The sequence below is a fragment of the Nocardioides flavus (ex Wang et al. 2016) genome (assembly GCF_014653115.1).
Classification (GTDB): domain Bacteria; phylum Actinomycetota; class Actinomycetes; order Propionibacteriales; family Nocardioidaceae; genus Nocardioides; species Nocardioides flavus.
Genome location: NZ_BNAD01000005.1, coordinates 84,432 through 110,179, shown reverse-complemented (window position 1 = coordinate 110,179; position 25,748 = coordinate 84,432). Strand labels below are relative to the sequence as shown.

Sequence of the window (25,748 nt, the reverse complement as noted above, 5' to 3'; positions counted from 1 at the left end):
GTGTCACCGGAGCCGGCGTCACCCGAGCCCAGCAGCCCGCCGAGCCGGTCGCGCCAGCTCAGGACTCGTCCTCGTCGAAGCCGGCGACGACGTCGCGCAGCGCCCCGAGCTGGGCGGTGATGGCGTCACGCCGCTTGGCGGCGCGGTCGACCTCGGCCTGGATGTTGGCCAGCTCGCGCTCCGCCTCGGCGACGCGGGTCGCGCCGATGGAGTCGGCCTGGGTGCGGGCCGAGGCCACGATCTGCTCCGCCTCGCGACGTGCCCGGGCCAGCAGTCCCTCCGACTCCGACTGCGCCTGCTGGCGGTGGGTGTTGGCCTGCGTGGTGGCCTCGCGGGCGCGCTGCTCCGCGGCCGTGGCGCGTGCCTCGGCCTCGGCGACGAGGCGCTGCGTCTCCGCGGTGGCGTTGCTGTGGTGCTCGGCCGCCTCGCGGGTCAGGCGCTCCTTCTCGACCGCGAGCGTGCGCCGGGCCTCCTGCACCTCGCGGTCGGCGGCCGCGCGAGCCTGCTCGGCCTCGCGGGTCGCGGTCACGCGCATCTCGTTGGTCTCCTGCTGCGCGGCCAGGCGGAGCTGGTCGGACTCGCGGCGCGCGGCGGCGAGCAGGTCCTCGGCCTCGGCCTTGGCCAGGCTGCGCTCGGTCTCGGCGTCGGCGGTCAGGCGGGCTCGCATCTCGTCGAGCTCCTTGAGCTGCACCATGCGCATGTCGTCGGCCTCGCGGGCCGCGTCGGCCCGGATGCTGTGGGCGTCGCGCTCGGCCTGCGTACGGATCTCGTCGGCCTCACGGCGCGCGGCGTTGCGTACGTCGGTGGCCTCGTCCTCGGCCATCTTGAGCATCGAGGTCGCGCGGCCGCCCAGCCCGGCGTACGTCGGGTTGGCGTTCTCTGCGGCCTCGGCACGCAGCCGCTCGAGCTCGGCCTCGAGCTCGATGACGCGCTGCTCGCTGCTGGCCAGGCTGGTCGCCAGGCCCGACTTCTCGGACTGCAGCTGAGCGACGCGCTGGTCCACCGCGGCCTTGTCGTAGCCGCCGCGGCGCACGACCGGCAGGGGCGCTGCCGCAGGAGCGGACGGGATCCGGGGCGGGACGGTCGGGGACGTGGTCGACGACGTGCCGGACGCGGTGGACGCCGCCGGAGGGGTCGGGGGGCTCGCCATCGTGGCCGGGCGGGACGGGGCCGGGACGACCGGCGCCTTCACCGTGCGCTCGGGATCGGTCGGGCCCGCGGCCGCAGGCTCGTCGGTCGGCTTCTTCGTCGGCTCGGCGGTGGCCGCCTCGCTGTCGCCGGCCGCCGTGGCACCGGCGCCCGGCCGGTCCTTCCCGGTCACCGGCAGCACCTGGGTCTCCTCGGCGGCGCTGTCGGCGCTCGCCGCGCCGTCGCCGGACCCCGGCTCGTCGAAGATGGACAGGCCCTGGTCGGAAGCCATGCTGCGGCACCCACTCTCACATCGGTACGGACTGCGTCGGTGCCAGTCTGTCCGATGGCCTGAGACAAACACACCCCGGCTCGCGGGCGACCTGTGTCGGAGTCGCGCGAACCGGGGTGTGAAAGATCTCAGGCGGGTGGAGACGCCTTCTCAGACGCCGCGGAAGCGGTTGATCGCCGTCTCGTGCTGGGCCCGCATCTCGTGGTCGAGGACGCCGAGGCCCTCCTCGGGGGCCAGGCACAGGACGCCGACCTTGCCCTGGTGGGCGTTCTGGTGGACGTCGAGCGAGGCCTGGCCGACCTCGTCGAGGGTGTAGGTCTTCGACAGGGTGGGGTGGATCTTGCCCTTGGCGATGAGGCGGTTTGCCTCCCACGACTCGCGGTAGTTGGCGAAGTGGCTGGAGATGATCCGCTTGAGGTTCATCCACAGGTAGCGGTTGTCGTACTCGTGCATGTAGCCCGAGGTCGACGCACACGTGGTGATGGTGCCGCCCTTCCGGGTGACGAAGACGCTGGCGCCGAAGGTCTCGCGGCCGGGGTGCTCGAAGACGATGTCGATGTCCTCGCCGCCGGTGAGCTCACGGATGCGGGCGCCGAAGCGCTTCCACTCCTTCGGGTCCTGCTGCGTGCCCTCGTCGTTCCAGAACTTGTAGCCCTCCTCGGAGCGGTTGATGATCAGCTCCGCGCCCATGCTGCGGGCGATGGCGGCCTTCTCCTCGTTGGACACCACGCACACGGGGGTCGCGCCGCCGTTGAGGGCGTACTGCGTCGCGAAGCCGCCGAGGCCGCCGGAGGCACCCCAGATGAGGACGTTGTCGCCCTGCTTCATGTCGCCGCCGTTCTTGCTCACCAGCTGGCGGTAGGCGGTGCAGTTGACCAGGCCGGGGGAGGCGGCCTCCTCCCAGGTGAGGTGCTCGGGCTTGGGCATCAGCTGGTTGGCCTTGACCATCGCCACGTCGGCGAGGCCGCCGAAGTTGGTCTCGAAGCCCCAGATCCGCTGCTCGGTGTCGAGCATCGTGTCGTTGTGGCCGTCGGGGCCCTCGAGCTCGACGGAGAGGCAGTGCGCGACGACGCGGTCGCCCGGCTTCCACTTGGTCACGCCCGGGCCGGTCTTGAGCACGACGCCGGAGAGGTCGGACCCCACCACGTGGTAGGGGAGGTCGTGACGCTTGGTGAGCTCGCTGTTGCGGCCGTAGCGCTCGAGGAAGCCGAAGGTCGAGACCGGCTCGAAGATGGAGGTCCACACGGTGTTGTAGTTGATGGCGGAGGCCATGACCGCGACGAAGGCCTCGCCGGGGCCGAGCTCGGGCAGCGGCACCTGGTCGACGTGGAGCGACTTGCGCGGGTCCTTCTCCCGGGTCGTGAGGCCCTCGAACATGTCGACCTCGTCCTTCTTGACGAAGGCCGCGCGGTAGGACTCCGGGAGCTCGAGGCTGGCGAAGTCCTCGGTGGTCGCACTGCCGGACTGGATGGCTTCGAGGATGTTCTGCACGGACTGGCTCCTGGTGCTTCGGGGGCGTCGGGTCTCGGGTGCGTGAAAGGTACCGACGGGTAGATACGGTGTCACCCGGATGTGACCTACGCCGCGCCCACGGCTCGTTGGATCGATCCAGCCGGGCCGGACCGGAGGCGTCGCCGGGTTCAGGCGCGCTGGCGGAAGGCCGCGACGAGCTGGTCCTGGGCGGTCGCGAGGTAGGTGTCGAGTCGGTCGGCTGACCGGTCGCGCTCGCCCGCAGCGAGGAGGTCGGCGATGGCGCCGTTCTCGTCGAGGTAGGGGCGGTGGAACCGCTCCGGTGCCCCCATCTGGTGGAAGAACAACCGCATCTCGGCGAGCAGCAGGTCCATCTGGGCGTCGAGGCGCGGGCTGCCCGCCAGGGACACGACGGCCCGGTGGAAGTGCTGGTTGGCCGAGGCCACGCCGTCCCAGTCGCCGCGAGCGGCCGCCCCGCGTCCCTCGGTCACGGCCGCGGCCACCGCCGCCACGCGCTCGGGGGTGTGGTGGCTGCCGCGGGCGAGCGCAGCCGTCTCGACGAGCCGCCGTACGCGGTAGACGTCCTCGACGTCCTCGACCTCCGGCGTGGCCACCACGACGCCCCGGTGGGGCTCGCGCACCAGGATCCGCTCGGCCACGAGCTGGCTCAACGCCTCGCGCAAGGTGTTGCGCGAGACGCCGAGGGCGCCGGCGAGGCGTTCCTCCGGCAGGCGGGTCCCGGACCGGAGGTGACCCTCGACGACCTGCTCGCGGACCACGCGGGCCGCCCGGTCGGCGGAGGTGCTCATGACCGTGCGCTCGGCCCGGCGGGCCGCGAGCACCCCGTCGAGCACGGTGTCGAGGTCGCTGCCCAGGGCGGCGCCGCGGGAGGTCCCGCTGCTCCTCGTGGGGCTCGCGGGGTCGGTGGTGCCCATGTGTCGCACTGTAACGGAGCGGAAACAGGAGAGGTATTGAAGAATTGTTGAACAATCCTTATCGTCCCGGTATGACCCAGCACACACCAGCCGACAGGTCCACCGGGAGCGACTCAGCCGGGACGGAGCCCGTCGGGGCGTCCGGCTTCAGCCGGACGGCGGTGATGGGGGCCGTCTTCCTGATGGCCACCAGCGCCATCGGCCCGGGGTTCATCACCCAGACCGCCAACTTCACCATCACCCTGGGCGCAGCCTTCGCGTGCGCGATCGTCATCTCCATCGTCGTCGACATCGCGGTGCAGATGAACGTGTGGCGCGTCATCGGCGTCTCCGGCCTGCGGGCCCACCAGCTCGGCAACGCCGTGGTGCCGGGCTTCGGCTTCCTGCTCGCCGGTCTCGTCTTCCTCGGGGGAGTGGTCTTCAACATCGGCAACATCGCCGGGGCCGGACTCGGGGCCAACGCCATGCTGGGCGTCGACCCCCGGATCGGAGGCGCGGTGTCAGCCGCGATCGCCGTGGGGATCTTCCTGAGCCGCCGCGCCGGTGTCGCGCTAGACAGGATCGTGGTGCTGCTGGGCCTGCTCATGATCGTGGCGACCCTCGCGATCGCCGTCACGTCCTCCCCGCCGGTCGGGGAGGCGCTGGTCAGCGTCGTGGCGCCGGACACGTTCGACTTCGTCGCCACCACGACGATCATCGGAGGCACCGTCGGCGGCTACATCACCTACGCCGGCGCCCACCGCCTGCTCGACTCCGGGCTCACCGGGCCGCAGCACGTCGGTGACATCACCCGCAGCTCGGTCGTGTCCATCCTCGTGACCGGGCTCATGCGGATCCTGCTCTTCCTCGCGATCCTCGGCGTGGTCGCCGGGGGTGCGGTGCTGTCCCAGGACGCCGTCGGCGGGCCCGCGGGCGCCGCCTTCAGTGCGGCGGCCGGCGAGGCGGGCCTGCGCGTCTTCGGCGTGATCCTGTGGGCGGCAGCCCTGACGTCGGTCATCGGCGCGGCCTACACCTCGGTGTCCTTCGTGACGACCTCGGCGACGGCCGAGCGCACGCGCAGCCTGATCACGGTCGGGTTCATCGCCTTCTGCGCGGTCGTCTACCTCATCATCGAGCAGGCGCCGACGCAGCTGCTGATCTTCGCCGGCACCTTCAACGGCCTGATCCTCCCGCTCGGCTTCGGCGTGCTGCTGTGGGTCGCCTGGCGCCGCCGCGACCTGCTCCACGGCTACCGCTACCCGGCATGGCTCCTCGCCGTCGGTGCCATCGCGTGGCTGCTGACCCTCTACCTGGGCTACAACGCGCTGCTGCTGCTGGGTGACCTGTGAGCGCGCCCCGGGTCGACCTCAACAGCGACGTCGGCGAGTCGTTCGGCCGGTGGGAGCTCGGCGACGACGAGCAGGTCCTGCAGGTCGTCACCAGCGCCAACGTGGCCTGCGGCTTCCACGCCGGCGACGCCTCCACGCTGCGCCGCTGCTGCGAGACCGCGGCCCGGCACGGGGTGGTCGTCGGGGCCCAGGTCGGCTACCGCGACCTCGCCGGGTTCGGCCGTCGCTTCGTCGACTACGACGCCACGGAGCTGGCCGACGAGGTGACCTACCAGATCGGTGCGCTCGAGGCGCTCGCCCGCGTGGCCGGCACCCGCGTCGCGTACGTCAAGCCGCACGGGGCGCTCTACAACGCGACCGTGCACCACGACGAGCAGGCCCGCGCGGTGGTCGCGGCGGTGAAGGCGTACGACGCCTCGCTGCCCCTGCTCGGCCTGCCGGGCTCGCGCCTCCTGGCCGCTGCGGAGGAGGCCGGGTTGCGGACCGTGCGCGAGGCGTTCGCCGACCGGGCCTACACGCCCGAGGGGACACTCGTGTCGCGCCGGGAGGCCGGGGCGGTGCTGACGGACCCCGCCGAGGTCGCGACCCGCGTCGTGCGCCTGGCCACCGAGGGCACCCTCGTGGCGAGCGACGGGTCGACCGTGCGGGTGGAGGCCGACTCGGTCTGCGTCCACGGCGACAGCCCCGGCGCCGTCGAGATGGCCGTCGCCGTCCGTGAGGCCCTCGCCGCGCAGGGAGTGCGGCTGGAGGCGTTCGCGTGACGGGCCGACCCGAGCTGCTGCCGTACGGCGACCGGGCCGTGCTGGTCGAGCTGGCCTCCACCGCAGAGGCCGTGTCGTACGCCGCGGCCCTGCGCGCCCGCGGACCCGTCGAGGTCGGCGAGGTCGTCCCGGCCGCGCGCACGGTCCTGGTGGTGGCCGACGACGGCGTCCCCGTCGCAGACCTCAGGCAGGTGCTGGCCGAGGTGTCCCCGGAGCAGGGGGCCGCGGCCGCGGACGACAGCCCGGTCGTCGAGGTCCCCGTCACCTACGACGGCGACGACCTCGCCGACGTCGCCGAGCTCACCGGGCTCTCGGTCGAGGCGGTCGTCGCCGCCCACACCGGGCAGACCTGGCGGGTGGCCTTCGGCGGCTTCGCCCCCGGTTTCGGCTACCTCCTCGGCGAGGACGAGCGGCTCCACGTGCCCCGGCGCGCGGAGGCCAGGACGCGGGTGCCCGCGGGCGCCGTCGGGCTGGCCGGCGAGTACTCCGGCATCTACCCGCGCCCGTCGCCCGGGGGGTGGCAGCTGATCGGTCGCACCGATGCGGCGCTGTGGGACCTCGGGCGCGACCCCGCCGCCCTGCTCTCCCCGGGCGTGCGCGTGCGGTTCGTGCAGGTGGCGTCGTGACCCGGGCGCTGCGCGTGCACGCGACCGGTCCGCTCGCCCTGGTGCAGGACCTCGGCCGGCGCGGTCTGTCGGGGGTGGGCGTCGGCCGCTCCGGCGCCGCCGACCGCGGGGCGCTGTGCCAGGTGAACCGCGCGCTGGCCAACCCCGTCGACGCCGCGGCCGTCGAGGTCACCTTCGGTGGGCTGGAGGTGGAGGTCCTCGACGAGGGTCTGTGGTGCTGCGTGACCGGTGCTCCCTGCCCGGTGCGGGTCGACGGTCGCGACGTCGGCTCGCACGTGGTCTTCTACGCCGAGCCGGGGGCCCGCGTGGTGCTCGGCCGGCCGGCCGCCGGCCTGCGGTCCTACCTCGGTGTCCGGGGTGGGGTGACGGTCGAGGAGGTGCTCGGGTCCCGCGCCAGCGACGTCCTGTCCGGGGTCGGTCCGGCGCCGCTCGCGGCCGGCGACGTGCTGCCGGTCGGCGGACCCGGGAAGCGGTTCCCCGCGGTGGACTCGGTCGCCGCCCCCGACCTCGCGGCCGAGGTGGTGCTGCGCGCGGTGCGCGGCCCCCGCGACTCCTGGGTCGACGACGTCGAGGCGCTCGTGGCGACCACGTGGTCGGTGACCGAGCGGAGCAACCGGGTCGGCATGCGTCTGGGGGGCGCCGCGCTGCGGCCGGCCCGCGACCAGCAGCTGCCCAGCGAGGGAGCCTGGCGTGGGGCCGTGCAGGTGCCGCCCAGCGGGGAGCCGGTGCTGTTCCTCGCCGACCACCCGGTCACCGGCGGCTATCCGGTGGTGGCGGTCGTCGTCGACGCCGACGTCGACCGTGCCGCACAGCTGCGCCCGGGGGACCCCGTGCGCTTCCGATGGGTGGAGGTCCCATGACCGATCACGCTCCCGACCGTGCCGAGCTCGCGCCCCGCGCGGCCCGGCAGCTCTTCCGCGAGGGGCTGGTGACCCCGACGGCCGGCTGGAGCCGCGGGTGGACCCAGGCCAACCTGATGGTGCTTCCGCGCGAGCTGGCCCTCGACTTCCTGGTCTTCGCGCAGCGCAACCCCAAGCCGTGCCCGGTGCTCGACGTACTCGAGGCGGGTGAGGTGTCGGAGCCGCTGCTCGACGGCGACGTACGCACCGACCTCCCTGCCTACCGCGTCTACGTCGACGGCGAGCTCGCCGAGGAGACGACCGACGTCTCGGGCTGGTGGCGCGAGGACCTCGTGTCCTTCCTCGTCGGCTGCAGCTTCACCTTTGAGTCGGCCCTGGTCGAGGGCGGGGTGCCGGTGCGGCACGTGGAGCAGGGTGTCAACGTCCCGATGTACGTCACCGACCGGCGCTGCCGGCCGGCCGGCACGATCTCCGGTCCCCTCGTGGTGTCGATGAGGCCGGTGCCGGCCGCCCAGGTCGCCGACGCCGTACGCATCACCTCGCGCTACCCGGCCGTGCACGGGGCGCCGGTCCACGTGGGCGACCCCGCGGCGCTGGGCATCGCCGACCTCTCCCGCCCCGACTTCGGCGACCCCGTCGAGGTGCGCGACGGGGAGGTGCCGGTGTTCTGGGCCTGTGGGGTGACCCCGCAGGCGGCAGTGATGGAGTCGCGGCCGCCGCTGGCGATCGCCCACGCACCGGGTCACATGCTCGTCACCGACGCGCGCGACGGCGACTACCTCGTGCCGTGAGGCTCAGTGCGCCGTGGAGGAGGGCTCGACGAGCTCGACCAGCACGCCGCCCGCGTCCTTGGGGTGGATGAAGTTCACCCGGCTGTCGGAGGTGCCCCGCTTCGGCGCGTCGTAGAGCAGGCGCAGCCCGCGCCGGCGCAGGACGTCGGCGACGTGCTCCACGTCGTCGACGCGGAAGGCGAGCTGCTGGATCCCCGGGCCGCTGCGGTCGAGGAACTTCGCGATGGTGGACTCCGGGGTGAGCGGGGCCAGGAGCTGGATGCAGGAGCCGGAGTCGCCCACCCCGACCATCGCCTCCCGTACGCCCTGCTCCTCGTTGACCTCCTCGTGCAGCACCTGCATGCCGTAGGCGTCGCGGTAGAACGCCATCGCCGCGTCGAGGTCGGGCACGGCGATGCCGACGTGGTCGATGGCCGTGAACAGGTGGCGGACGTCGTCGGGGAGGTCGGAGGCGCTCATGGGCACATCGTGCACTCCGGGGCGGCGGGCCCGCGAGGAGGTGTGACGTGTGCCTCACGGTGAATGCCCGCTAACCCCCTCCCGGAGGCGCGGGAGCGGTGGGTATCGTCCGAAGTGTCGGCACCTGCCGCCCTGACTCGCAACGCCTGGAGGAAATCCCATGTCCGGATCCGTCATCGTCGCAGGGGCTCGCACCCCGATCGGCCGCCTGCTCGGCGGCCTCAAGGACCAGTCGGCCGCCGACCTCGGCGGGGTCGCCATCAAGGGGGCCCTGGAGAAGGCCGGCGTGAGCGGTGAGCAGGTCGACTACGTGATCATGGGTCAGGTCATCCAGGCCGGCGCCGGGCAGATCACCGCCCGCCAGGCCGCCGTCAAGGCCGGCATCCCGATGAACGTCCCCTCCATCACGATCAACAAGGTCTGCCTCTCGGGCATCAACGCGATCGCGATGGCCGACCAGCTGATCCGTGCCGGTGAGCACGAGGTCGTGGTCGCCGGCGGCATGGAGTCGATGACCCAGGCCCCGCACCTGCTGCCGAAGAGCCGCGAGGGCTTCAAGTACGGCGACACCGCGCTCGTCGACTCGATGGCCTACGACGCGCTGTACGACCAGTTCACCCACCAGGCGATGATCAACCTGACCGACGGCTGCAACGCCGCGGGCGCCAACCTCACGCGCGAGGAGCAGGACGCCTTCGCCGCGCAGTCGCACCAGCGCGCGGCGCTCGCCTGGAAGAACGGCCTCTTCGACGACGAGGTCGTCCCGGTCACCGTCTCGTCGCGCAAGGGCGACGTCACCGTGGCCGAGGACGAGGGCGTGCGCGGCGACACCACGACCGAGTCGCTCGCCGGCCTGCGGCCCGTGGCCAAGGACGGCAGCATCACCGCCGGCTCCGCCTCGCAGATCTCCGACGGCGCCTGCGCCGTGGTCGTGATGAGCAAGGCCAGGGCCGAGGAGCTCGGCCTCACCTGGATCGCCGAGATCGGCGCGTCCGGCCAGGTGGCCGGCCCCGACTCATCGCTGCAGCTGCAGCCGGCCAACGCGATCACCAAGGCGGCCGAGAAGGAGGGCATCGCAGTCTCCGACATCGACCTCTTCGAGCTCAACGAGGCGTTCGCCGCAGTCGGCATCGAGTCCGCCCGCCAGCTCGGCGTCGACCAGGACAAGGTCAACGTCAACGGCGGCGCCATCGCCCTCGGCCACCCGGTCGGCATGTCCGGGGCCCGCATCGTGCTGCACCTCGCCCTCGAGCTCAAGCGTCGCGGCGGCGGGATCGGCGCAGCCGCCCTGTGCGGTGGCGGCGGGCAGGGCGACGCCCTCATCATCCGCGTCCCCTCTGCGTGACCCAGGCGTGACGGGTGGCGTGACGGGTGGCGTGACGGGTGGTGTGACGAGGCGGGGTGCCCAGGCGGTCCCCGACCTCGTCGCGCGCGCTCGTGAGGGCGACCCGGCCGCGGTGGCGCGGCTCATCACGCTCGTGGAGGACGCCTCACCGCTCCTGCGCGAGGTGATGTCCGCCCTGCGCGGCACCGCCGGCCGCGCGCACGTGCTGGGGATCACCGGCGCGCCAGGGGTCGGCAAGTCCACCTCGACGAGCGCCCTGGTGACGGCCATGCGCCGGGCCGGCAAGCGCGTCGGGGTGCTGGCCATCGACCCCTCCTCGCCGTTCTCGGGCGGCGCGCTGCTCGGCGACCGCGTGCGCATGGGCGACCACGCCCTCGACCGCGAGGTCTTCATCCGGTCGATGGGCGCGCGCGGGCACCTCGGCGGCCTGGCCTGGTCGACGCCGCACGCGGTGCGCGTGCTGGACGCGGCCGGCTGCGACGTGGTGATCGTCGAGACCGTCGGGGTCGGTCAGAGCGAGGTCGAGGTCGCAGGGCTCGCCGACACCACCCTGGTGCTCCTGGCGCCCGGGATGGGCGACGGCATCCAGGCCGCCAAGGCCGGGATCCTCGAGATCGGGGACGTCTACGCCGTCAACAAGTCCGATCGCGAGGGCGCGGACCGGACCCGGCGCGAGCTGCGCACGATGCTCGGCATGGCGGAGCGTCGTGACGACGCGTGGCGTCCGCCGGTGCTGCAGACCGTCGCGAGCACGGGGGAGGGGATCGACCGGCTGCTCGAGGAGCTCGACCGGCACGCCGCCTGGCTGGCGGAGTCGGGCGAGCTCGCGCGCCGGCGTACGCTTCGGGCGCGCGGCGAGGTCGAGGCGGTGGCGCTCGCCGCCCTGCGGGCCCGCTGGGGCAGCGCCGGGTCCGGCGCCGACCTGGACGCGCTCGCCGCGCGGGTGGCGACCGGGGACCTGGATCCGTACGCCGCCGCCGACGAGCTGCTCGAGGGGCTACCGGGCGGCGACTGAGAGCGCCGCGCGGATGTCCTCCGCGAGCCGGCGCGTCCACGCCTCCAGCACCTGGATGCTCACGCCCTGCGCGGTCACCGAGAGCAGGTGGCCCCCGCCCGTGCCGGTGGGCACTGACGCGATGACGGTGTGGCGCAGGCCCGCCGTGAGCTCCACGGTCTCCACCGGGGCCGGCTCGGTGGACGCGCCGTCGGGTCTGGTCGGGGTGCGCATGCCGAAGGCCGCCCGGCTCTGCCGGGCGACGCGTGCCACCTCGGACCCGGCGAGGCCGTGCACCGCCACCGGGTCGCCGCCCGCGGTCGCCAGGACCGCCGTCGACGGACCCTCGATCGCCCCGAGCACGTCGACGAGGGACTCCCACAGGTGGTGGACGGGCGAGTCCGCGGCCGGCGCGCGCCCCAGCAGCTGCTCACGTCGCATCCGCGAGGCGCGTCCGGTCCACGAGGAGCCGCTCCGGGTGGAGGGCAGGTAGATGGTTTCGGCAGTCATGGGGTGAGTCCTTCCTGGCGACGAGGGAGCGACCGACCCGAGACGGTGGCGAGACCCTGTGGGTCTGTTGTTGCTTCCGCGTGGGGAAATGTAACCGGGCTCGAACGTTCTGCACGGCATTTCGCAGAACTCTCCCGTCGAGTCCTCTCGCGGGCCTCAGCCGATGCGCAGCGTCTGCCCGGTGATGCGCGCGGCAGCGCTGCTCGCCAGGAACAGCGTGGCGTCGGCGACGGCGTCCGCGACGCGCGGCTGGTGGGTGCGCACCAGCGTGCCGCCCGCAGCCCGGCTGCCGCCGGCAGGGGCGGAGCCGGGGGCGTACTGGCGCGGCAGCACGGTCCGGGGCGCGTGGAGCACCGAGTTGACGCGGACGCCGAGTCCGGCCCAGTTGGCCCCGGCGCGCGCGGTGGCCTCGACGAGCTCGCGCTGGGCCGCCTCGGGGGAGGTCGCCAGCTGCAGCCACGACGTCACGGCCCCGGTGTTGACCACGCAGCCGCCGCCGAGGGCCGGGCTCTGGCCGAGCTTGAGCCGCAACCGGGTGGTCAGGAAGGTCGGGCCCAGCAGCCCGGAGCGGGCGGCCTCCGCGACGAAGGCCTGCTCGCCGGGCGGCATGCCGTAGGGAAGGGTGCAGGAGGCCGCGAGCACCAGCACGTCGATGTGGGTGACCGTCCCCACCAGGTGGTCGATCGACTCCTGGCGCGCGAGGTTGACCGACTCGTAGTCGAAGGCGGACAGGTCGTTGTCGTAGAGCGAGCGCAGCATCATCGTGCCGGTCACCGTCACGGAGGCGCCGCAGGCAGCGAACGACGAGGCGATGGTGTGGCCCTCGCCGCGGGTGCCACCGATCACCAGGACCTGGTAGCCCGTGAAGTCGTACGACCCCGATGTCGTCATGCCCTGGCGTCCCTCTCGTCGAGCTCGCCGCACTTTCTACCACGCCCGAGTGGGTGGGTGACAGGTGAGGAGCACCCGGTCTCACTGCCCGTGGTGCGCCCCCGCCTCGGCCTCCGCGGCGGCAGCCTCGAGCCGCGCGGTCCGTACGGCGGCGAAGGTCCACAGCTTGTTGAGGACGAACGACATCGGCGTGACGAGGGCGATCACGACCAGCTGCGACCAGTACAGCCGGTTGCGCAGGCCCGAGGTGTCGTCGAGGACGTCGGTCGGCAGGCTGACGGGGGAGTCGGGGTGCATGAGCAGGGTGAGCAGCGCGAGCCCGACCGCCTGGGCGGCGAGCCCCACGGCGAGGAACGGCCAGTACTCGCGGGTCCACGACGCGGCGCGGCTGCTCCGGAACGTCCAGGTGCGGTTGAGCTGGAAGTTCGACAGGTTCGCCACGAGGAACGCGAGGGTCGAGTAGACGTGGTACCAGCGGACGTTGTAGCCGGTGCTGCCGATCGCCACGACCGCGTCGTCGAAGTGCGGGCCGAGCCGGCGCAGCAGGACGAGGGTGCACAGGTTGACCACCACGCCCGACGCGCCGACCGCGCTGAAGCGTAGGAGGAGGTGCACGTTGCGACGGTGACGCGTCGTCAGCGCGGTGCCCCGGGATCCCATGCCTGCGAGGCTACCGACCCGGACGCCGTCGCATCGCGCGTCTCCCTAGGATTGACCCCATGACGCAGCAGCCCTTCAGCCGTCCAGGTGCCATCGACCTCTCCGGTCTCGGCAAGCCCGCCCCGAAGGCGTCAGCCCCGACCGGCCGTCCCTCGCCCCAGCCCGGCCCCCCGGGCGCCGGCGGGGCGTCCTACAGCGTCCTCGTCGACGAGCAGGGCTTCCAGGGCCTGCTCGAGCAGTCGATGACGGCGCCTGTCCTCCTGGTCTTCTACTCCCGCACCCGGATGCCGGAGAGCGGGCAGCTCGCCGACGACCTCGCGACCGTGGTCGAGGAGCACGAGGGCCGGTACCTGCTCGGCCTGGTCGACATCGACGCCGCGCCCCAGATCGCGCAGGCGATGCAGATCCCCTCGATCCCCCTGGTGGTGGCCGTCGTCGACGGCCGTCCGATGCCGCTGCTGCAGGACCCGCTGCCGATCGACGAGCTGCGCACCGCGCTCACCCAGGTCGGCCAGCAGCTCACCGCCCAGGGCATCACGGGCCGGCACCAGCCGCGCTCGGGCGGCGCCCCGGCCGCCGCCGGCGAGGAGGAGGTCGTCGACCCGCGCTACGCGCCGGCCCAGGACGCGCTGGCGGCCGGCGACATCGAGGGTGCCGTCGCCGAGTACCAGAAGCTCGCCGACGCCAACCCGGCCGACGTCGAGGCCGCGGGCGGGCTGGCGATGGCCAAGGTCATGCAGCGCACGCAGGGGGTCGACCTCAACGCCGCCCGTGCGGCGGCTGCCGAGAACCCCGACGACGTCGACGCCCAGACGCTGGTCGCCGACCTCGACATGCTCGGCGGGCACGTCGAGGACGCCTTCACCCGCCTGGTCAACCTGGTCGCCCGCACGAGCGACAAGGACCGCGAGCGGGCCCGGGACCACCTTCTCGGGCTGTTCGCCGCGGTCGGCAACGACGACCCGCGCGTGCTGGCGGGTCGACGCAGCCTCGCGTCCGCACTGTTCTGATCAGGACGAGGAGCGCTTCTCCAGCACCGATCGCCCGGCCTCGAGCCGGGCGACCGGCACGCGGAACGGGGAGCACGACACGTAGTCGAGCCCGACGCGGTCGAAGAAGTGCACAGAGGACGGGTCGCCCCCGTGCTCGCCGCACACGCCGACCTTGAGGTCGGAGCGGGTCTTGCGACCCTTCTTGGTGCCCATCTCGACCATGCCGCCGACGCCGAGCTGGTCGAGCGACTCGAACGGCGAGACGTCGAAGATGCCGTGCTCGAAGTAGCGGGAGAAGAACGCGGACTCCACGTCGTCGCGGGAGAAGCCCCAGGCCATCTGCGTCAGGTCGTTGGTGCCGAAGGAGAAGAAGTCGGCGGACTTCGCGATCCGGTCGGCGAGGAACGCGGCGCGCGGCAGCTCGATCATGGTGCCGATCGAGATGTCGAGCTTGACCCCGCGTGACTCCTGCACCTCGGCGATCTCCTGCTCGAGCTGGGCCCGGACGATCTGCAGCTCGCGCACGCTGGCGACCAGCGGCACCATGATCTCGGCGCGCGGCGCGCCGTGCACCTCCGTCCGGTCGGCCGCAGCCTCCGCGATGGCGCGGGCCTGCATGCGGAAGAGGCCCGGGATCTGGATGCCGAGCCGGACACCGCGCAGGCCCAGCATCGGGTTCTGCTCGTGCAGCCGACGCACGTGGGTCAGCAGGGTCGCGGCGCGCTCGTCCTGCTCCCCGCGCTCCTCGGCGAGGGCCACCTGAACGCTCAGGTCGGTGAGGTCGGGGAGGAACTCGTGCAGCGGCGGGTCGAGGAGCCGGATCGTCACCGGCAGCCCGTCCATCGCCTCGAGGATCTCGGTGAAGTCCTGGCGCTGGAGGGGCAGCAGCGCGGCGAGCGCCTCGTCCTGGCCCTGCTCGCTCTCGGCGACGATGAGCTTCTCCACCAGCTCGCGACGCTCGCCGAGGAACATGTGCTCGGTGCGGCACAGCCCGATGCCCTGCGCACCGAAGCGACGGGCCCGCGCCGCGTCCTCGGGGGTGTCGGCGTTGGTGCGGACCCGTAGGCGTCGGGCACCGTCGGCGTGGGCCATGATCCGCGACACGGCCGCGGCGAGGTCGTCGTCGAGCTTCTCGCCCTCGAAGTGGCGCACCACCACGGAGTCCGAGACCGGCACGGCGCCCGCGAAGACCTCGCCGGTGGTGCCGTCGATCGAGATCACGTCGCCCTCGCGCACGGTCTCGCCGTCGCGGACGCGGAACTCCCGGGCCTTCGCGTCGACGTCGAGCGACTCGGCGCCGCACACGCACGTACGACCCATCCCGCGGGCCACGACGGCGGCGTGGGAGGTCTTGCCGCCGCGGCTGGTGAGGATGCCGCGGGCGGCGACCATGCCGCGCAGGTCGTCGGGGTTGGTCTCCTTGCGCACGAGGATGACGTCCTCGCCGCGCTCGGCCCACTCCACGGCCGTGTCGGAGTCGAAGACGGCCTTCCCGACCGCGGCGCCCGGCGAGGCGTTCATGCCGGTCGCGAGCAGCGTCCGCTCGGAGGTCTCGTCGAAGCGGGGGAACATCAGCTGGGCGAGCTGGTCGCCGGTGACCCGCAGGACCGCCTCGTCCATCTGGATCATGCCCTCGTCGACCATGTGCACGGCGATCCGGAAGGCGGCCTCGGGCGTGCGCTTGCCGACGCGGGTCTGCAGCATCCACAGCTTGCCGCGCTCGACGGTGAACTCGATGTCGCACATGTCGCGGTAGTGGCGCTCGAGCCGCGTCATGATCGTCATCAGGTCGTCGTGGGACTTCCGGTCGACCTCCGCCATCTCCGCCAGCGACACGGTGTTGCGGATGCCGGCGACGACGTCCTCGCCCTGGGCGTTCTGGAGGTAGTCGCCGTACTGGCCCTGCGCGCCGCTGGCGGGGTCGCGGGTGAAGGCCACCCCTGAGCCGGAGTCCATGCCGAAGTTGCCGAAGACCATCGCCTGCACGTTGACCGCGGTGCCGAGGTCCTCGGGGATGCGCTCCTGGCGGCGGTAGAGCCGGGCCCGGTCGGTGTTCCAGGACTCGAAGACCGCGTGGATCGCGAGGTCGAGCTGCTCGCGCGGGTCCTGCGGGAAGTCGCGACCGGTCTGCTCGCGGATGATCGCCTTGAACGACTCCACGACCCCGCGCAGGTCGTCGGCGTCGAGGTCGAGGTCGTTGTCGGTGCCCTTGTCCTGCTTGACCTTGTCGAGGGCGTCGGAGAACAGCTCGGAGTCGACGTGCAGCACGGTCCCGCCGAACATCTGCAGCAACCGGCGGTAGGAGTCCTGGGCGAACCGGTCGGACTCGCTGCGGGCGGCGAGCCCGCCCACGGACGTGTCGTTGAGGCCGACGTTGAGGACGGTCTCCATCATCCCCGGCATGGAGAACTTCGCGCCCGAGCGCACCGACACGAGGAGCGGGTCGTCGGCGTCGCCGAGCTTCTTGCCCATCGCGTCCTCGAGTGCGGCGAGGTGCTCGGTCACCTCATCGGCGAGGCCCTCGGGCTCACCTCCCTCACCCGACTCCTGGAGGGCCAGGTAGGCCCGGCACGTCTCGGTGGAGATCGTGAACCCCGGTGGGACGGGGAGGCCGAGGTTGGTCATCTCGGCGAGGTTGGCCCCCTTCCCGCCCAGGAGGTCCTTCTGGTCCTTGCTGCCCTCTGCGAAGTCGTAGACCCAGGTCATGACAGGCATCCTGCCTCAGCGACCGGACTCCGTATACGTCCCCTCGCCCGTGACGGCGGCGCGCACCCGGCGCGCGGTGAAGTCGGCCGCGAGCTCGTCGACCTCCTCGAGCGTGCAGAACCGCACGTCGCGGATCTCCCGCTCCTGCATGACGACGTCCGCCAGCGCGGTGTGCGGCAGCGTGCCGCCGTCGAAGACGAGGCAGACGGCGTCGTCCCAGCCTCCCCAGGCCGGCAGCCAGTCGGTGAGCAGCAGGCCCCGCGGCTCCACGGACAGGCCGAGCTCCTCCTCGACCTCGCGCCGGACAGCCACCTGCGGCGACTCGCCCACCTCGACCACGCCTCCGGGAAGGTCCCAGTCGCGCTTGTAGGTCAGCTGGCACAGCAGCACCCGGCCCTCGAGGTCGCGCACCAGCATCTGCGCGATGGCGCGCTTGCGCGGGAGGAAGGAGTTGAGCAGCGCCCGGAACGACTCGGGGTCGCTCAACGGCGGGTCGGTGACGAGCCTGGCGAACACGAGGTAGGACGTGGCGTCCGAACGGTCGCCCATGCCGGGGGTGATGCGCTGGGCACCCTCGAGCCGCAGGCCTGCGCGGGTGGCCACGCGTCGGCTCGCGTCGTTGCGGGGGTCGATCCGGGCCTCGACCCGCTGCAGTCCCCAGCCCCCCTGGTCCGGGTCGGCGAACACCCAGTCGACGAGCACCCGCACGGCACGGGCGGCGAAGCCGCGCCCGCGGTGGCCCCGGTAGAGGGCCCAGCTGAGGCTCGCGCCGCCGCCGCCCTGACGGGTCACCTCGACGCTGCCCACCAGCGCGCCGTCGTGCTCGACGACGAAGGACGCCTGCTCCCCGGCCCGGAAGCGCTCTCGCCACCGGGAGACGGCGTCCTGGTGGGTCCGCTCGGTGACGTCGGCGGGGTCCCAGCCGAACCACAGCGCCATCTCGTCGTCGTGCCCCGCCACCGCCTCGGCGACGTCCTCGTCGCGCCACGGCCGCAACGTGACGACCCCGTCGGTCAGCGTGGGCTGTTGCTCAGGCACCCGGCCACCCTAGCCAGCGCCGGGAAGGGCCGGTCAGGGCACGACGTCGAAACGCGCCATCATCCCGTGGTCCTCGTGGTCGAGCATGTGGCAGTGGATCATGAACGGCCCCGTGTAGTCGGTGAAGCGGGCGGCCACCTCGACCTCCTCGCCGGGCTCCAGGCGCCAGGTGTCCTCCAGACCGCGCTCCCAGGGCGGGGGCCGCTCGCCGTCGCGCAGCAGCGTGCGCCACTGCTGGGCGTGGATGTGGACGTAGTGCGTGACCTCGCTGTCGTTGCGCAGTCGCCACCGCTCGACAGTGCCGAGCCGGACCCGGTGGTCGACCCGGCGAGGGTCGAAGGCGCGGCCGTCGATCGTCCAGGCGCTGCCGTGGCGTGCGGTCTCCTCGAGCCCGAAGGTCCACGTCCTCGACACCTGGGCGGGGACCGGTGCCACCAGCCTCGGCGACGGCAGCCTGGACGGCAGCCGGGAGGCATCCGGTGCCGGCGCGCCCACCCGGAACTCCATCACCGCGGTCTCTCGCGCGTCGTCGCCCGTCGTGCCGGGTGCGGCCGGGACGGAGGCGAGCACGAGCCGCTGGCCGCTCGCGCCGCTGAAGTCGACGACCACGTCGGCCCGTTGCGACGGGCCGAGCAGCACGCTCGACCGTACGACGGCGCGAGGCAGGAGGCCGCTGCCGGTGCCGATCTGCAGGAACGGCCGCCCGTCGGACAGCGTGAAGTTGTAGCTCGAGAACGGTGACGAGTTGAGCAGGCGCAGGCGGTGACGGGTGGCGGAGACCTCGAGGTAGGGCGCGTGACGACCGTTGACCAGCACCGTGTCGCCCACCGTGGCGTCGTCGGGGGGTGCGTGCTCCCCGGTCCACGACATCTCGCCGTGGTGGCCGGTCATGTCGGGGCCGTCGGCGAAAGGGTCGGTCAGCTGGTTGCCCGGCGTGAAGGAGCGCTCGGACACCATCAGCGGCACGTCGCGACGGCCGGTGGGGAGCCGGAGCCCGCGCGTGGGTGGGTCGGTGACGATGAACATCCCCTGCAGCCCGCGCCAGTTGTTGCGCGCCGTGCGGTCCATGCGGTGGTCGTGGTACCAGAAGAACGAACCGGGCTCGGGCCGGCCGTCGACCAGCAGCGGGTAGCGGTAGGTCCGCTCGTCGCCGCGGCGGATGAGGTGGGTGGTGGGTTGTCCGTCGTCGGCAGGGGCGTGGTGGTCGCCGTGCAGGTGCGTCGACATCGCCCCTGCGCCGCGGGGCAGCCGGTTGACGACCGTCACCTCGGTGCCCCGACCGCCGCGCCGCCTGATGGTGGGGCCCGGGTAGGTGCCGTCATAGGTCCACATCGTGGTGCGCGGGCCGTCGGCGAGGGCGCGCACCTTCGCGCGCCGCATGACGAGCCGGATGTCGGCTCCGCGTCGGGTGGCGGGCACGACCAGCGGCTGCTCGAAGCGCGTCTCCACGGGCGCGACCCCGCCGACCACCCCCTCGACGGTGATGGTGCCGCGCATGCCGGGGTGGAACTTGCAGTAGAACGCCCAGTCGCCCGCGGCGAGCGCCTCGACCCCCGGGACGGTCGCGGAGGTGCCGGCCGCGACGCGTACGTCGAAGAGCGCCGCTCCGTCGGCGTCCCGCGCGACCGACGTGACGGTGTGGTCCACGGAGTCGAGGTTGACGACCGTCACGGTGCCTCCGCCGCCGACGGTCACCTCAGGGGTTGCGAAGCCGGTGCGGGTGCCACCCTGCTCGATCACGATCGTGGCGGTGCGGACCGGCTCGGCCGAGGCAGTGGTTCCCTCGGGCCCCGGTCCGGCCACGAGTGCCACGATCGCGCACGTGCACGTCACGATGCCGATCAGCCAGGCCGTGAGCCTGACGCGCAGGATCCCCGTCATCGTCCCGAGTGTGCATCAGTGCCGGAGGACCGGCACCCCCTCCACCCCTCTGGTCTGGACCTCGACGGCATGTCACGAGAATCGATGATGACGACCTGACGGGTCCGTGCGCCTACTGGAGGGTGGTGCCGACGGGCGGCGCCGCACCCTCCGGAAGGGAAGGAACCCCTCATGCACGTGCCCCCAGGAATGCGCAGGGTGGTGGCGGCCGTGTGCGCCGTCGCGCTGGCGAGCTCGCCCGCCCTCCTCGCTCCCACCACGGCCGGAGCCTCCGGCGCCGCCACGGCCAGCGCGTCGGCCGAGATCCCCCACCTGACCGCGAAGGTCACGAAGCGCGGCATCCGAGTGACGGGCACGGACGGTCTCCGGGCCGGGCGCGTCCACCTCACCGTCACGGGCCGCGCCACCGTCGAGTTCGTGACGTTCAAGGAGGGCTACGGTCCCGACAGGTTCGTCGCGGACGTCAACAAGTGCGGCGAGAAGTGCAACGTGAAGGCCCTACGACGCGCCATCGCCAACACCACCATCATCGGGGGGACGTCGCCCGGTGAGGCGACCATCGTCTTCCCCCGGGCCGGCGCCTACTACCCGTTCACCATCGGGGAGCGCGGCGCCGCCGTCGGACGGGCGTTCCGCGTCAGCGGACCCCCGCGGCGGTCCAGGGCCCCGCGGGTGGACGGAAGCATCATCGCCAAGAGCGGGCTGGCGTGGGGTGGCGCGTCGACACTGCCGGCAGAGGGTCGCTTCCGCTTCCAGAACCGGCGCAGCGCCGGCGTCCCCCACTTCGTGCAGCTGCAGCAGGTCGTGGAGGGGACCACCGCGGACCAGGTCCTCGAGTCGTTCCAGGCAGGTCCGGGCGGACCTCCTCCGCCGTTCCTGGAGGCCACGCTCCTGACCGGCACGCTCAGCCCCGGTCACAGCATGACGGTGGACTACGACCTGCCGCCGGGGCACTACGCCGTGATGTGCTTCTTCCCCGACCCGGACATGAAGGGCATGCCGCACGCCTTCATGGGCATGATCAGGATCATCCGGCTGACCTGACTCACGCGTCCTTGCGGAACCACACCGTCGCGAGTGGCGGCACCACGATGTCGGCGTACGCCGGGTGGCCGTGGTGCTCGCCCTCGACGGCGGTGATCGAGCCGAGGTTGCCCACCCCGGAGCCGTGGTAGACCTCCGCGTCGGTGTTGAGGACCTCCGTCCACGTGCCGGCGCTCGGCAGCCCGACGCGGTAGCCCTCGTGGGGGTTGCCGGCGAAGTTGGCCACGCAGACCAGATCGGGGTGGCCGGGGGAGCGGCGGACGAACGCGAAGGTGTTGCGGCCCGCGTCGTTGGCGTCGATCCACTGGAAGCCCTCGGGGTCGTTGTCGCGTCCCCAGAGCGCACCGGTGGCGGTGTAGGTGGCGTTCATGTCGCGCACCATCGCGTGGACACCGGCGTGCTCGGGGTGCTCGAGGAGCCACCAGTCGAGCTCGCGGCTCTCCGCCCACTCCGACTCCTGGCCGAACTCGCAGCCCATGAACAGCAGCTGCTTGCCGGGGTGCGCCCACATGTAGGCGAGGTAGGCGCGCAGGTTGGCCAGCTGCTGCCAGCGGTCGCCCGGCATCTTGCGCAGCAGCGAGCCCTTGCCGTGGACGACCTCGTCGTGGCTGATCGGGAGGACGTAGTTCTCGGCGTAGGCGTAGACCAGCGAGAACGTCATCTGCCCGTGGTGGTGGCTGCGGTAGAGCGGGTCCTTGGAGACGTAGTTGAGCGAGTCGTGCATCCACCCCATGTTCCACTTGAAGCCGAAGCCCAGGCCGCCGTCGCTGGTGGGACCGGTCACGCCCGGCCAGGCGGTCGACTCCTCGGCGATGGTGACGATGCCGGGGACCCGCTTGTAGACGGTGGCGTTCATCTCCTGGAGGAACTGCACCGCCTCGAGGTTCTCCCGGCCGCCGTGCACGTTGGGCGACCACTCGCCGTGCTCGCGGGCGTAGTCGAGGTAGAGCATGGAGGCCACGCCGTCCACCCGCAGGCCGTCGGCGTGGTACTCCTCGAGCCAGTAGATCGCGTTGGCGTAGAGGAAGTTGCGCACCTCGTGGCGGCCGAAGTTGAAGATGTGGGAGCCCCACTCCTTGTGCCAGCCGCGTTGCGGGTTGGGGTCCTCGTACAGCGGGGTGCCGTCGAAGCGGGCCAGCGCCCACTCGTCGGTGGCGAAGTGGCCCGGCACCCAGTCGAGGATCACGCCGACGCCGGCCTGGTGCAGCCGGTCGATGAGGCGCTTGAGCCCGTCAGGGTCGCCGAAGCGCGCGTCCGGGGCGAAGTAGGACGTCACGTGGTAGCCCCACGATCCGCCGAACGGGTGCTGCATGACCGGCATCAGCTCGACGTGCGTGAAGCCGAGGTCGGAGACGTACGGCACCAGCGCGTCGGCGATCTGGTCCCAGGTGTAGAGCTCGCCGGAGTAGTGCTTGCGCCACGACGCGAGGTGCACCTCGTAGATCGACATCGCCTCGTCGACCGGCTGCCTGGTGCTGCGGGCCTCGAGCCACTCGTCGTCGCCCCACTGGTGCTCGGAGCGCCAGACACGGGAGGCCGAGCTCGGCGGCTTCTCGGCGTACTGGGCGAGCGGGTCGGCCCGGTCGCCCCACTGGCCGTCGGCGCCGCGCAGGCGGTACTTGTACTGGTCGCCGACGCCGACTCCCTCGACGTGCACGTGCCAGACGCCGGAGTCCGCCAGTCGGGTCATCGGGTGCGCGGCACCGTCCCAGCCCGCCCACTCGCCGGCGACCTGGACCTCCAGCGCGTTGGGCGCCCAGACGCGGAACGACGTGCCGTCGTCCCCGACCTGGGCGCCGAGGACCGTCCAGAGCTCCTCGTGGCGGCCCTCGTTGATCAGGTGCAGGTCGAGCTCACCGGGGGCGTGTGTCGTGTCGGTCATGTGGTCGTCCCTCCCAACGCTGCGAGCGGGATGGAGAGCCATCCCGGCCGGTTGCGTGCTTCGTAGACCGCCTCGTAGACGACCTTGTCCGCGAGGTAGGCGTCGAGCAGCGTGGTGGCCGCCGGACCCAGGTCCTCCCCGCGCTGCGTGGTGTAGGCGTCGAGGAAGGCGGTGCGGTTGCGCGCCGACCACTCCCCGGCCCGGTAGGAGCGTTGCTCGGCCTCGGCGTCGGCGTCGAAGCCGCCGGCGCCGGTCAGGGCGACGACGCGCGGTGCGTAGTCGAAGGACCGGATCATCCCGGCCACGTCGCGCCACACCGAGTCCGGCTTCAGTCGCTCGGCGAGGGGCTTGGCGGGCTCGCCCTCGAAGTCGACGATCTTCCAGCCCTTGGAGGTGCGCAGCGTCTGGCCGAGGTGCAGGTCGCCGTGGACCTGCTGCACGTCGATGTGGTCCAGCCCGCGCAGCCGGTCGTACGTCGCGCGGAGCGAGGCCCCGTGCGCGGCCAGGTCGGGCACCATGTCGATCGCGGCGGACAGCCGGCCCTCCATCGCGGAGGCGAGGTCGTCGACCACGGCCGCGTCGCGCTGCTCCACCGGGAAGTGGGCGGCGAGGTCGGCGTGCACCTCGGCGAGCGCGACACCGAGCCGGGAGGCCTCGCCGGCGAAGTCGCCGCCCACCTCGTCGGCGTGGAGGTCGGCCTCGGCGAACAGGTTCCGCACGCTGGCCAGGGCGAGGTCCCAGCCGTCGCTGGCGGTGCGGAGGAACTGCTGGAGCATCGCCAGCTGGATGGTCGTGTTGGTCTCGTCGTCGACCAGGTCGAGCCAGCCGTAGAGCGCGGCGACGTGCGTCGAGCCCGCCTCGGTCAGCACCTGGTGGATCGCGATGTCCGGGTTGACGCCGGGGGTGACCTTGCGGAAGACCTTCATCAGCGCGTCCTCGCCGAAGGCGACCGAGGAGTTCGACTGCTCGCCGGAGAACAGCGTCGAGTGCGACCCGAGGTCGAGCTCGTGCCCGGCGAGGCTGTGGAAGTCGAGCAGCCCGCGGGCGGTGCTGGTCGGGGGAGCGGCGAACGCTTGCAGCCACAGCGCCATCGACTCGCGGTCGTGCACCGCGTCGTAGACGAAGGACTGCCCGAAGTCGTCGTCGTGCCACTCACCGACCAGCGCGTGGCCGATCCGGTCCTGCGGGTGGTCGTACCAGGCCAGCGGCAGCTGGTAGAGCTCGGTGTCGCCCGCGTCGCCGGCGTAGGTCACCTCGGCCAGCTCGATCGAGACGCGCAGGCCCTCCGGTGCGCCGGGCAGCTCGCCCACCCGACGTACGGCCGTCAGTTCCCAGTCACGGCCCTTGCCGCCGAACCAGCGGGCCTCCGCGATCCAGCTCCTGAGCTCCTCGTTCACTGCTCCACCCCCATGCCCGTCCCCATCCCGGTCCCTGTGGCGTTCGGATCCGTCAGTCGCAGCCACAGGAAGCCGTAGCCGCCCAGCGTCAGCAGGTAGGGCAGCTCGCCGATGGCCGGGAACGGCACCCCGCCGAGCAGCTCCACCGGCACCATGCCCTCCCAGTGGCGCAGGTCGAGCTCGACCGGCTGCGGGAACCGGGACAGGTTGTTGACGCACAGGATCACGTCGCGGCCCTCCTCGGAGGAGTGCTCGCGGATGTAGGACAGCACGCTCGGGTTCGAGCCACCGAGGTCGACGAAGTCGCCGAGGCCGAAGGCGGGGTGGCGACGCCGGGCGTGCACGAGGCGTCGGGTCCAGTGCAGCAGCGAGGAGGTGTTCTCCAGCTGCGCCTCCACGTTGACCGACTGGTAGCCGTAGACCGGGTCCTGGATGGCGGGCAGGTGGAGCTTGCCCGGCGTGGCCGAGGAGAAGCCCGCGTTGCGGTCGGGCGTCCACTGCATCGGCGTGCGCACGCCGTCGCGGTCACCGAGCCAGATGTTGTCGCCCATCCCGATCTCATCGCCGTAGTAGAGGACCGGGGAGCCGGGCAGGGACAGCAGGAGCGCGGTGAAGAGCTCCATCCGGTTGACGTCGTTGTCGAGCAGCGGCGCGAGGCGGCGGCGGATGCCGATGTTGGCCTTCATCCGCGGGTCGTGGGCGTACTCCGACCACATGTAGTCGCGGTCCTCGTCGGTGACCATCTCGAGCGTGAGCTCGTCGTGGTTGCGCAGGAAGATGCCCCACTGGCAGCCCTCGGGGATCGAGGGGGTCTGCTCGAGGATCTCCGAGATCGGGAAGCGCGACTCGCGGCGAACCGCCATGAAGATGCGCGGCATCACCGGGAAGTGGAAGGCCATGTGGCACTCGGTGCCGACCCAGCGGCCGTCCTCGGTCTGCTCGGGACCGAAGTACTCCACGACGTCGGCCGGCCACTGGTTGGCCTCGCACAGCAGCACCCGGCCGGGGTAGTGCTCGTCGACGAACCGGCGGCACTTCTTGAGGAAGTCGTGGGTCTCGGGGAGGTTCTCCCCGTTGGTGCCCGGACGCTCGTAGAGGTAGGGCACCGCGTCGAGGCGGAAGCCGTCGAGACCCATGTCGAGCCAGAACGCCATCGCGTCCAGCATCGCGTCGTGGACCTTGGGGTTGTCGAAGTTGAGGTCGGGCTGGTGGTGGAAGAACCGGTGCCAGAAGTACTGTTGGCGGACCGGGTCCCACGTCCAGTTCGACGGCTCGGTGTCGACGAAGATCACCCGCGCGTCCTCGTAGAGCTCGTCGGTGTCGGACCAGACGTAGAAGTCGCCGTAGGGGCCGTCGGGGTCGCTGCGGCTGGCCTGGAACCACGGGTGGGCGTCACTCGTGTGGTTCATGACGAAGTCGATGATGACCCGGATGCCGCGCTGGTGGCAGGCGTCGATGAACTCGTGGAAGTCCTCCACCGTGCCGCACTCGGGGAGGATGTTGTTGTAGTCGGCGACGTCGTAGCCGCCGTCACGCAGGGGCGAGGTGAAGAACGGCGGCACCCACAGGCAGTCGACCCCGAGCCACTCGAGGTAGTCGAGCTTCTCGATCAGGCCCTGGAAGTCGCCGGTGCCGTCGCCGTTGGAGTCGCGGAACGACCGCACCAGCACCTCGTAGAAGACCGCCGTCTTGAACCACTCAGGCTCCGCGTTGAGCACCGCCGTGGCCGCACCCGCGTCCCTCGGCATGTCGGCTGAC

Annotated in this window: 22 protein-coding genes; 9 read left to right on the top strand and 13 right to left on the bottom strand. The window is 72.3% G+C overall.

Annotation, left to right across the window (positions count from 1 at the left end):
• Positions 1–58: 58 nt before the first annotated feature.
• From IE200_RS10950 to IE200_RS10940, 3 genes are all read right to left on the bottom strand, one after another.
• Positions 59–1,420: a coiled-coil domain-containing protein gene (locus IE200_RS10950; RefSeq protein ID WP_191279517.1), complete on the bottom strand. Its 1,362-nt coding sequence runs from the start codon at positions 1,418–1,420 to the stop codon at positions 59–61.
• Between the two features lie 150 nt (positions 1,421–1,570).
• Positions 1,571–2,911, bottom strand: a complete 1,341-nt coding sequence (gene ccrA, locus IE200_RS10945; RefSeq protein ID WP_191279516.1) for a crotonyl-CoA carboxylase/reductase — start codon at positions 2,909–2,911, stop codon at positions 1,571–1,573.
• A 149-nt stretch (positions 2,912–3,060) separates the two neighbouring features.
• Positions 3,061–3,825 (bottom strand): GntR family transcriptional regulator, encoded by a 765-nt coding sequence (locus tag IE200_RS10940; protein ID WP_191279515.1) that lies wholly within the window; start codon positions 3,823–3,825, stop codon positions 3,061–3,063.
• A gap of 71 nt (positions 3,826–3,896) precedes the next feature.
• Here IE200_RS10940 and IE200_RS10935 point away from each other — a divergent pair, with 71 nt between their 5' ends.
• From IE200_RS10935 to IE200_RS10915, 5 genes are read left to right on the top strand one after another with little or no spacing between them, the layout of a single operon-like run.
• Positions 3,897–5,153: an NRAMP family divalent metal transporter gene (locus IE200_RS10935; protein WP_191279514.1), complete on the top strand. Its 1,257-nt coding sequence runs from the start codon at positions 3,897–3,899 to the stop codon at positions 5,151–5,153.
• A complete protein-coding gene (locus IE200_RS10930) occupies positions 5,150–5,914 on the top strand; it encodes a LamB/YcsF family protein (protein ID WP_191279513.1) in 765 nt (254 codons plus the stop codon). The genes IE200_RS10935 and IE200_RS10930 overlap by 4 nt, the downstream gene beginning before the upstream one ends.
• The gene (locus IE200_RS10925; RefSeq protein ID WP_229856395.1) at positions 5,911–6,540 is read left to right on the top strand and encodes a 5-oxoprolinase subunit B family protein; all 630 of its coding nucleotides are present in this window, start codon (positions 5,911–5,913) and stop codon (positions 6,538–6,540) included. Before IE200_RS10930 ends, IE200_RS10925 begins: the two co-directional genes overlap by 4 nt.
• Positions 6,537–7,400 (top strand): 5-oxoprolinase subunit C family protein, encoded by an 864-nt coding sequence (locus tag IE200_RS10920; RefSeq protein WP_191279512.1) that lies wholly within the window; start codon positions 6,537–6,539, stop codon positions 7,398–7,400. The genes IE200_RS10925 and IE200_RS10920 overlap by 4 nt, the downstream gene beginning before the upstream one ends.
• Positions 7,397–8,191, top strand: coding sequence for a putative hydro-lyase (locus tag IE200_RS10915; RefSeq protein ID WP_191279511.1), 795 nt, complete (start codon positions 7,397–7,399; stop codon positions 8,189–8,191). Before IE200_RS10920 ends, IE200_RS10915 begins: the two co-directional genes overlap by 4 nt.
• A gap of 3 nt (positions 8,192–8,194) precedes the next feature.
• Here the strand turns inward: IE200_RS10915 and mce are convergent, their stop codons facing one another.
• Complete coding sequence (mce, locus tag IE200_RS10910; protein WP_191279510.1) at positions 8,195–8,650, bottom strand: methylmalonyl-CoA epimerase; 456 nt, start codon at positions 8,648–8,650, stop codon at positions 8,195–8,197.
• Between the two features lie 160 nt (positions 8,651–8,810).
• Between mce and IE200_RS10905 the strand changes: the two genes are divergently transcribed.
• Positions 8,811–9,995 (top strand): acetyl-CoA C-acetyltransferase, encoded by a 1,185-nt coding sequence (locus IE200_RS10905; protein WP_191279509.1) that lies wholly within the window; start codon positions 8,811–8,813, stop codon positions 9,993–9,995.
• A 43-nt stretch (positions 9,996–10,038) separates the two neighbouring features.
• The gene (gene meaB, locus IE200_RS10900) at positions 10,039–11,010 is read left to right on the top strand and encodes a methylmalonyl Co-A mutase-associated GTPase MeaB (protein ID WP_191279508.1); all 972 of its coding nucleotides are present in this window, start codon (positions 10,039–10,041) and stop codon (positions 11,008–11,010) included.
• Here meaB and IE200_RS10895 read toward each other — a convergent pair.
• The 3 genes from IE200_RS10895 to IE200_RS10885 all read right to left on the bottom strand — a co-directional run bounded on the left by IE200_RS10895 (position 10,993) and on the right by IE200_RS10885 (position 13,050).
• Positions 10,993–11,499 (bottom strand): hypothetical protein, encoded by a 507-nt coding sequence (locus IE200_RS10895; protein ID WP_191279507.1) that lies wholly within the window; start codon positions 11,497–11,499, stop codon positions 10,993–10,995. The genes meaB and IE200_RS10895 overlap by 18 nt on opposite strands.
• 156 nt (positions 11,500–11,655) lie before the next feature.
• Complete coding sequence (locus IE200_RS10890) at positions 11,656–12,390, bottom strand: SDR family oxidoreductase (protein ID WP_191279506.1); 735 nt, start codon at positions 12,388–12,390, stop codon at positions 11,656–11,658.
• 81 nt (positions 12,391–12,471) lie between these two features.
• On the bottom strand, positions 12,472–13,050 hold the full coding sequence (locus tag IE200_RS10885; protein WP_191279505.1) for a GtrA family protein: 579 nt from the start codon (positions 13,048–13,050) through the stop codon (positions 12,472–12,474).
• 59 nt (positions 13,051–13,109) lie between these two features.
• On the opposite strand from IE200_RS10885, the gene IE200_RS10880 reads away from it, so the two are divergent.
• Positions 13,110–14,060, top strand: a complete 951-nt coding sequence (locus tag IE200_RS10880; RefSeq protein ID WP_191279504.1) for a co-chaperone YbbN — start codon at positions 13,110–13,112, stop codon at positions 14,058–14,060.
• Here the strand turns inward: IE200_RS10880 and ppdK are convergent, their stop codons facing one another.
• Genes ppdK through IE200_RS10865 form a run of 3 tightly spaced genes read right to left on the bottom strand, consistent with a single transcriptional unit; the run spans position 14,061 to position 19,667 of the window.
• A complete protein-coding gene (gene ppdK, locus IE200_RS10875; RefSeq protein ID WP_191279503.1) occupies positions 14,061–16,748 on the bottom strand; it encodes a pyruvate, phosphate dikinase in 2,688 nt (895 codons plus the stop codon).
• A gap of 15 nt (positions 16,749–16,763) precedes the next feature.
• Positions 16,764–17,786: an NUDIX hydrolase gene (locus tag IE200_RS10870; RefSeq protein WP_191279502.1), complete on the bottom strand. Its 1,023-nt coding sequence runs from the start codon at positions 17,784–17,786 to the stop codon at positions 16,764–16,766.
• Positions 17,787–17,819: 33 nt separating this feature from the next.
• Complete coding sequence (locus IE200_RS10865; RefSeq protein WP_191279501.1) at positions 17,820–19,667, bottom strand: multicopper oxidase domain-containing protein; 1,848 nt, start codon at positions 19,665–19,667, stop codon at positions 17,820–17,822.
• Positions 19,668–19,838: 171 nt separating this feature from the next.
• Between IE200_RS10865 and IE200_RS10860 the strand changes: the two genes are divergently transcribed.
• Positions 19,839–20,711 carry a hypothetical protein gene (locus IE200_RS10860; RefSeq protein ID WP_191279500.1) on the top strand — a complete coding sequence of 291 codons (873 nt, stop codon included), beginning with the start codon at positions 19,839–19,841 and terminating at the stop codon, positions 20,709–20,711.
• Between the two features lies 1 nt (position 20,712).
• On the opposite strand, the gene glgB is transcribed toward IE200_RS10860, so the two are convergent.
• The 3 genes from glgB to treS are packed head-to-tail and all read right to left on the bottom strand — an operon-like array spanning position 20,713 to position 25,738.
• Positions 20,713–22,593 (bottom strand): 1,4-alpha-glucan branching protein GlgB, encoded by a 1,881-nt coding sequence (glgB, locus tag IE200_RS10855; RefSeq protein WP_229856393.1) that lies wholly within the window; start codon positions 22,591–22,593, stop codon positions 20,713–20,715.
• A complete protein-coding gene (locus IE200_RS10850) occupies positions 22,590–23,990 on the bottom strand; it encodes a maltokinase N-terminal cap-like domain-containing protein (protein ID WP_191279498.1) in 1,401 nt (466 codons plus the stop codon). The genes glgB and IE200_RS10850 overlap by 4 nt, the downstream gene beginning before the upstream one ends.
• Positions 23,987–25,738, bottom strand: a complete 1,752-nt coding sequence (treS, locus tag IE200_RS10845) for a maltose alpha-D-glucosyltransferase (RefSeq protein WP_191279675.1) — start codon at positions 25,736–25,738, stop codon at positions 23,987–23,989. The genes IE200_RS10850 and treS overlap by 4 nt, the downstream gene beginning before the upstream one ends.
• Positions 25,739–25,748 lie beyond the last annotated feature (10 nt).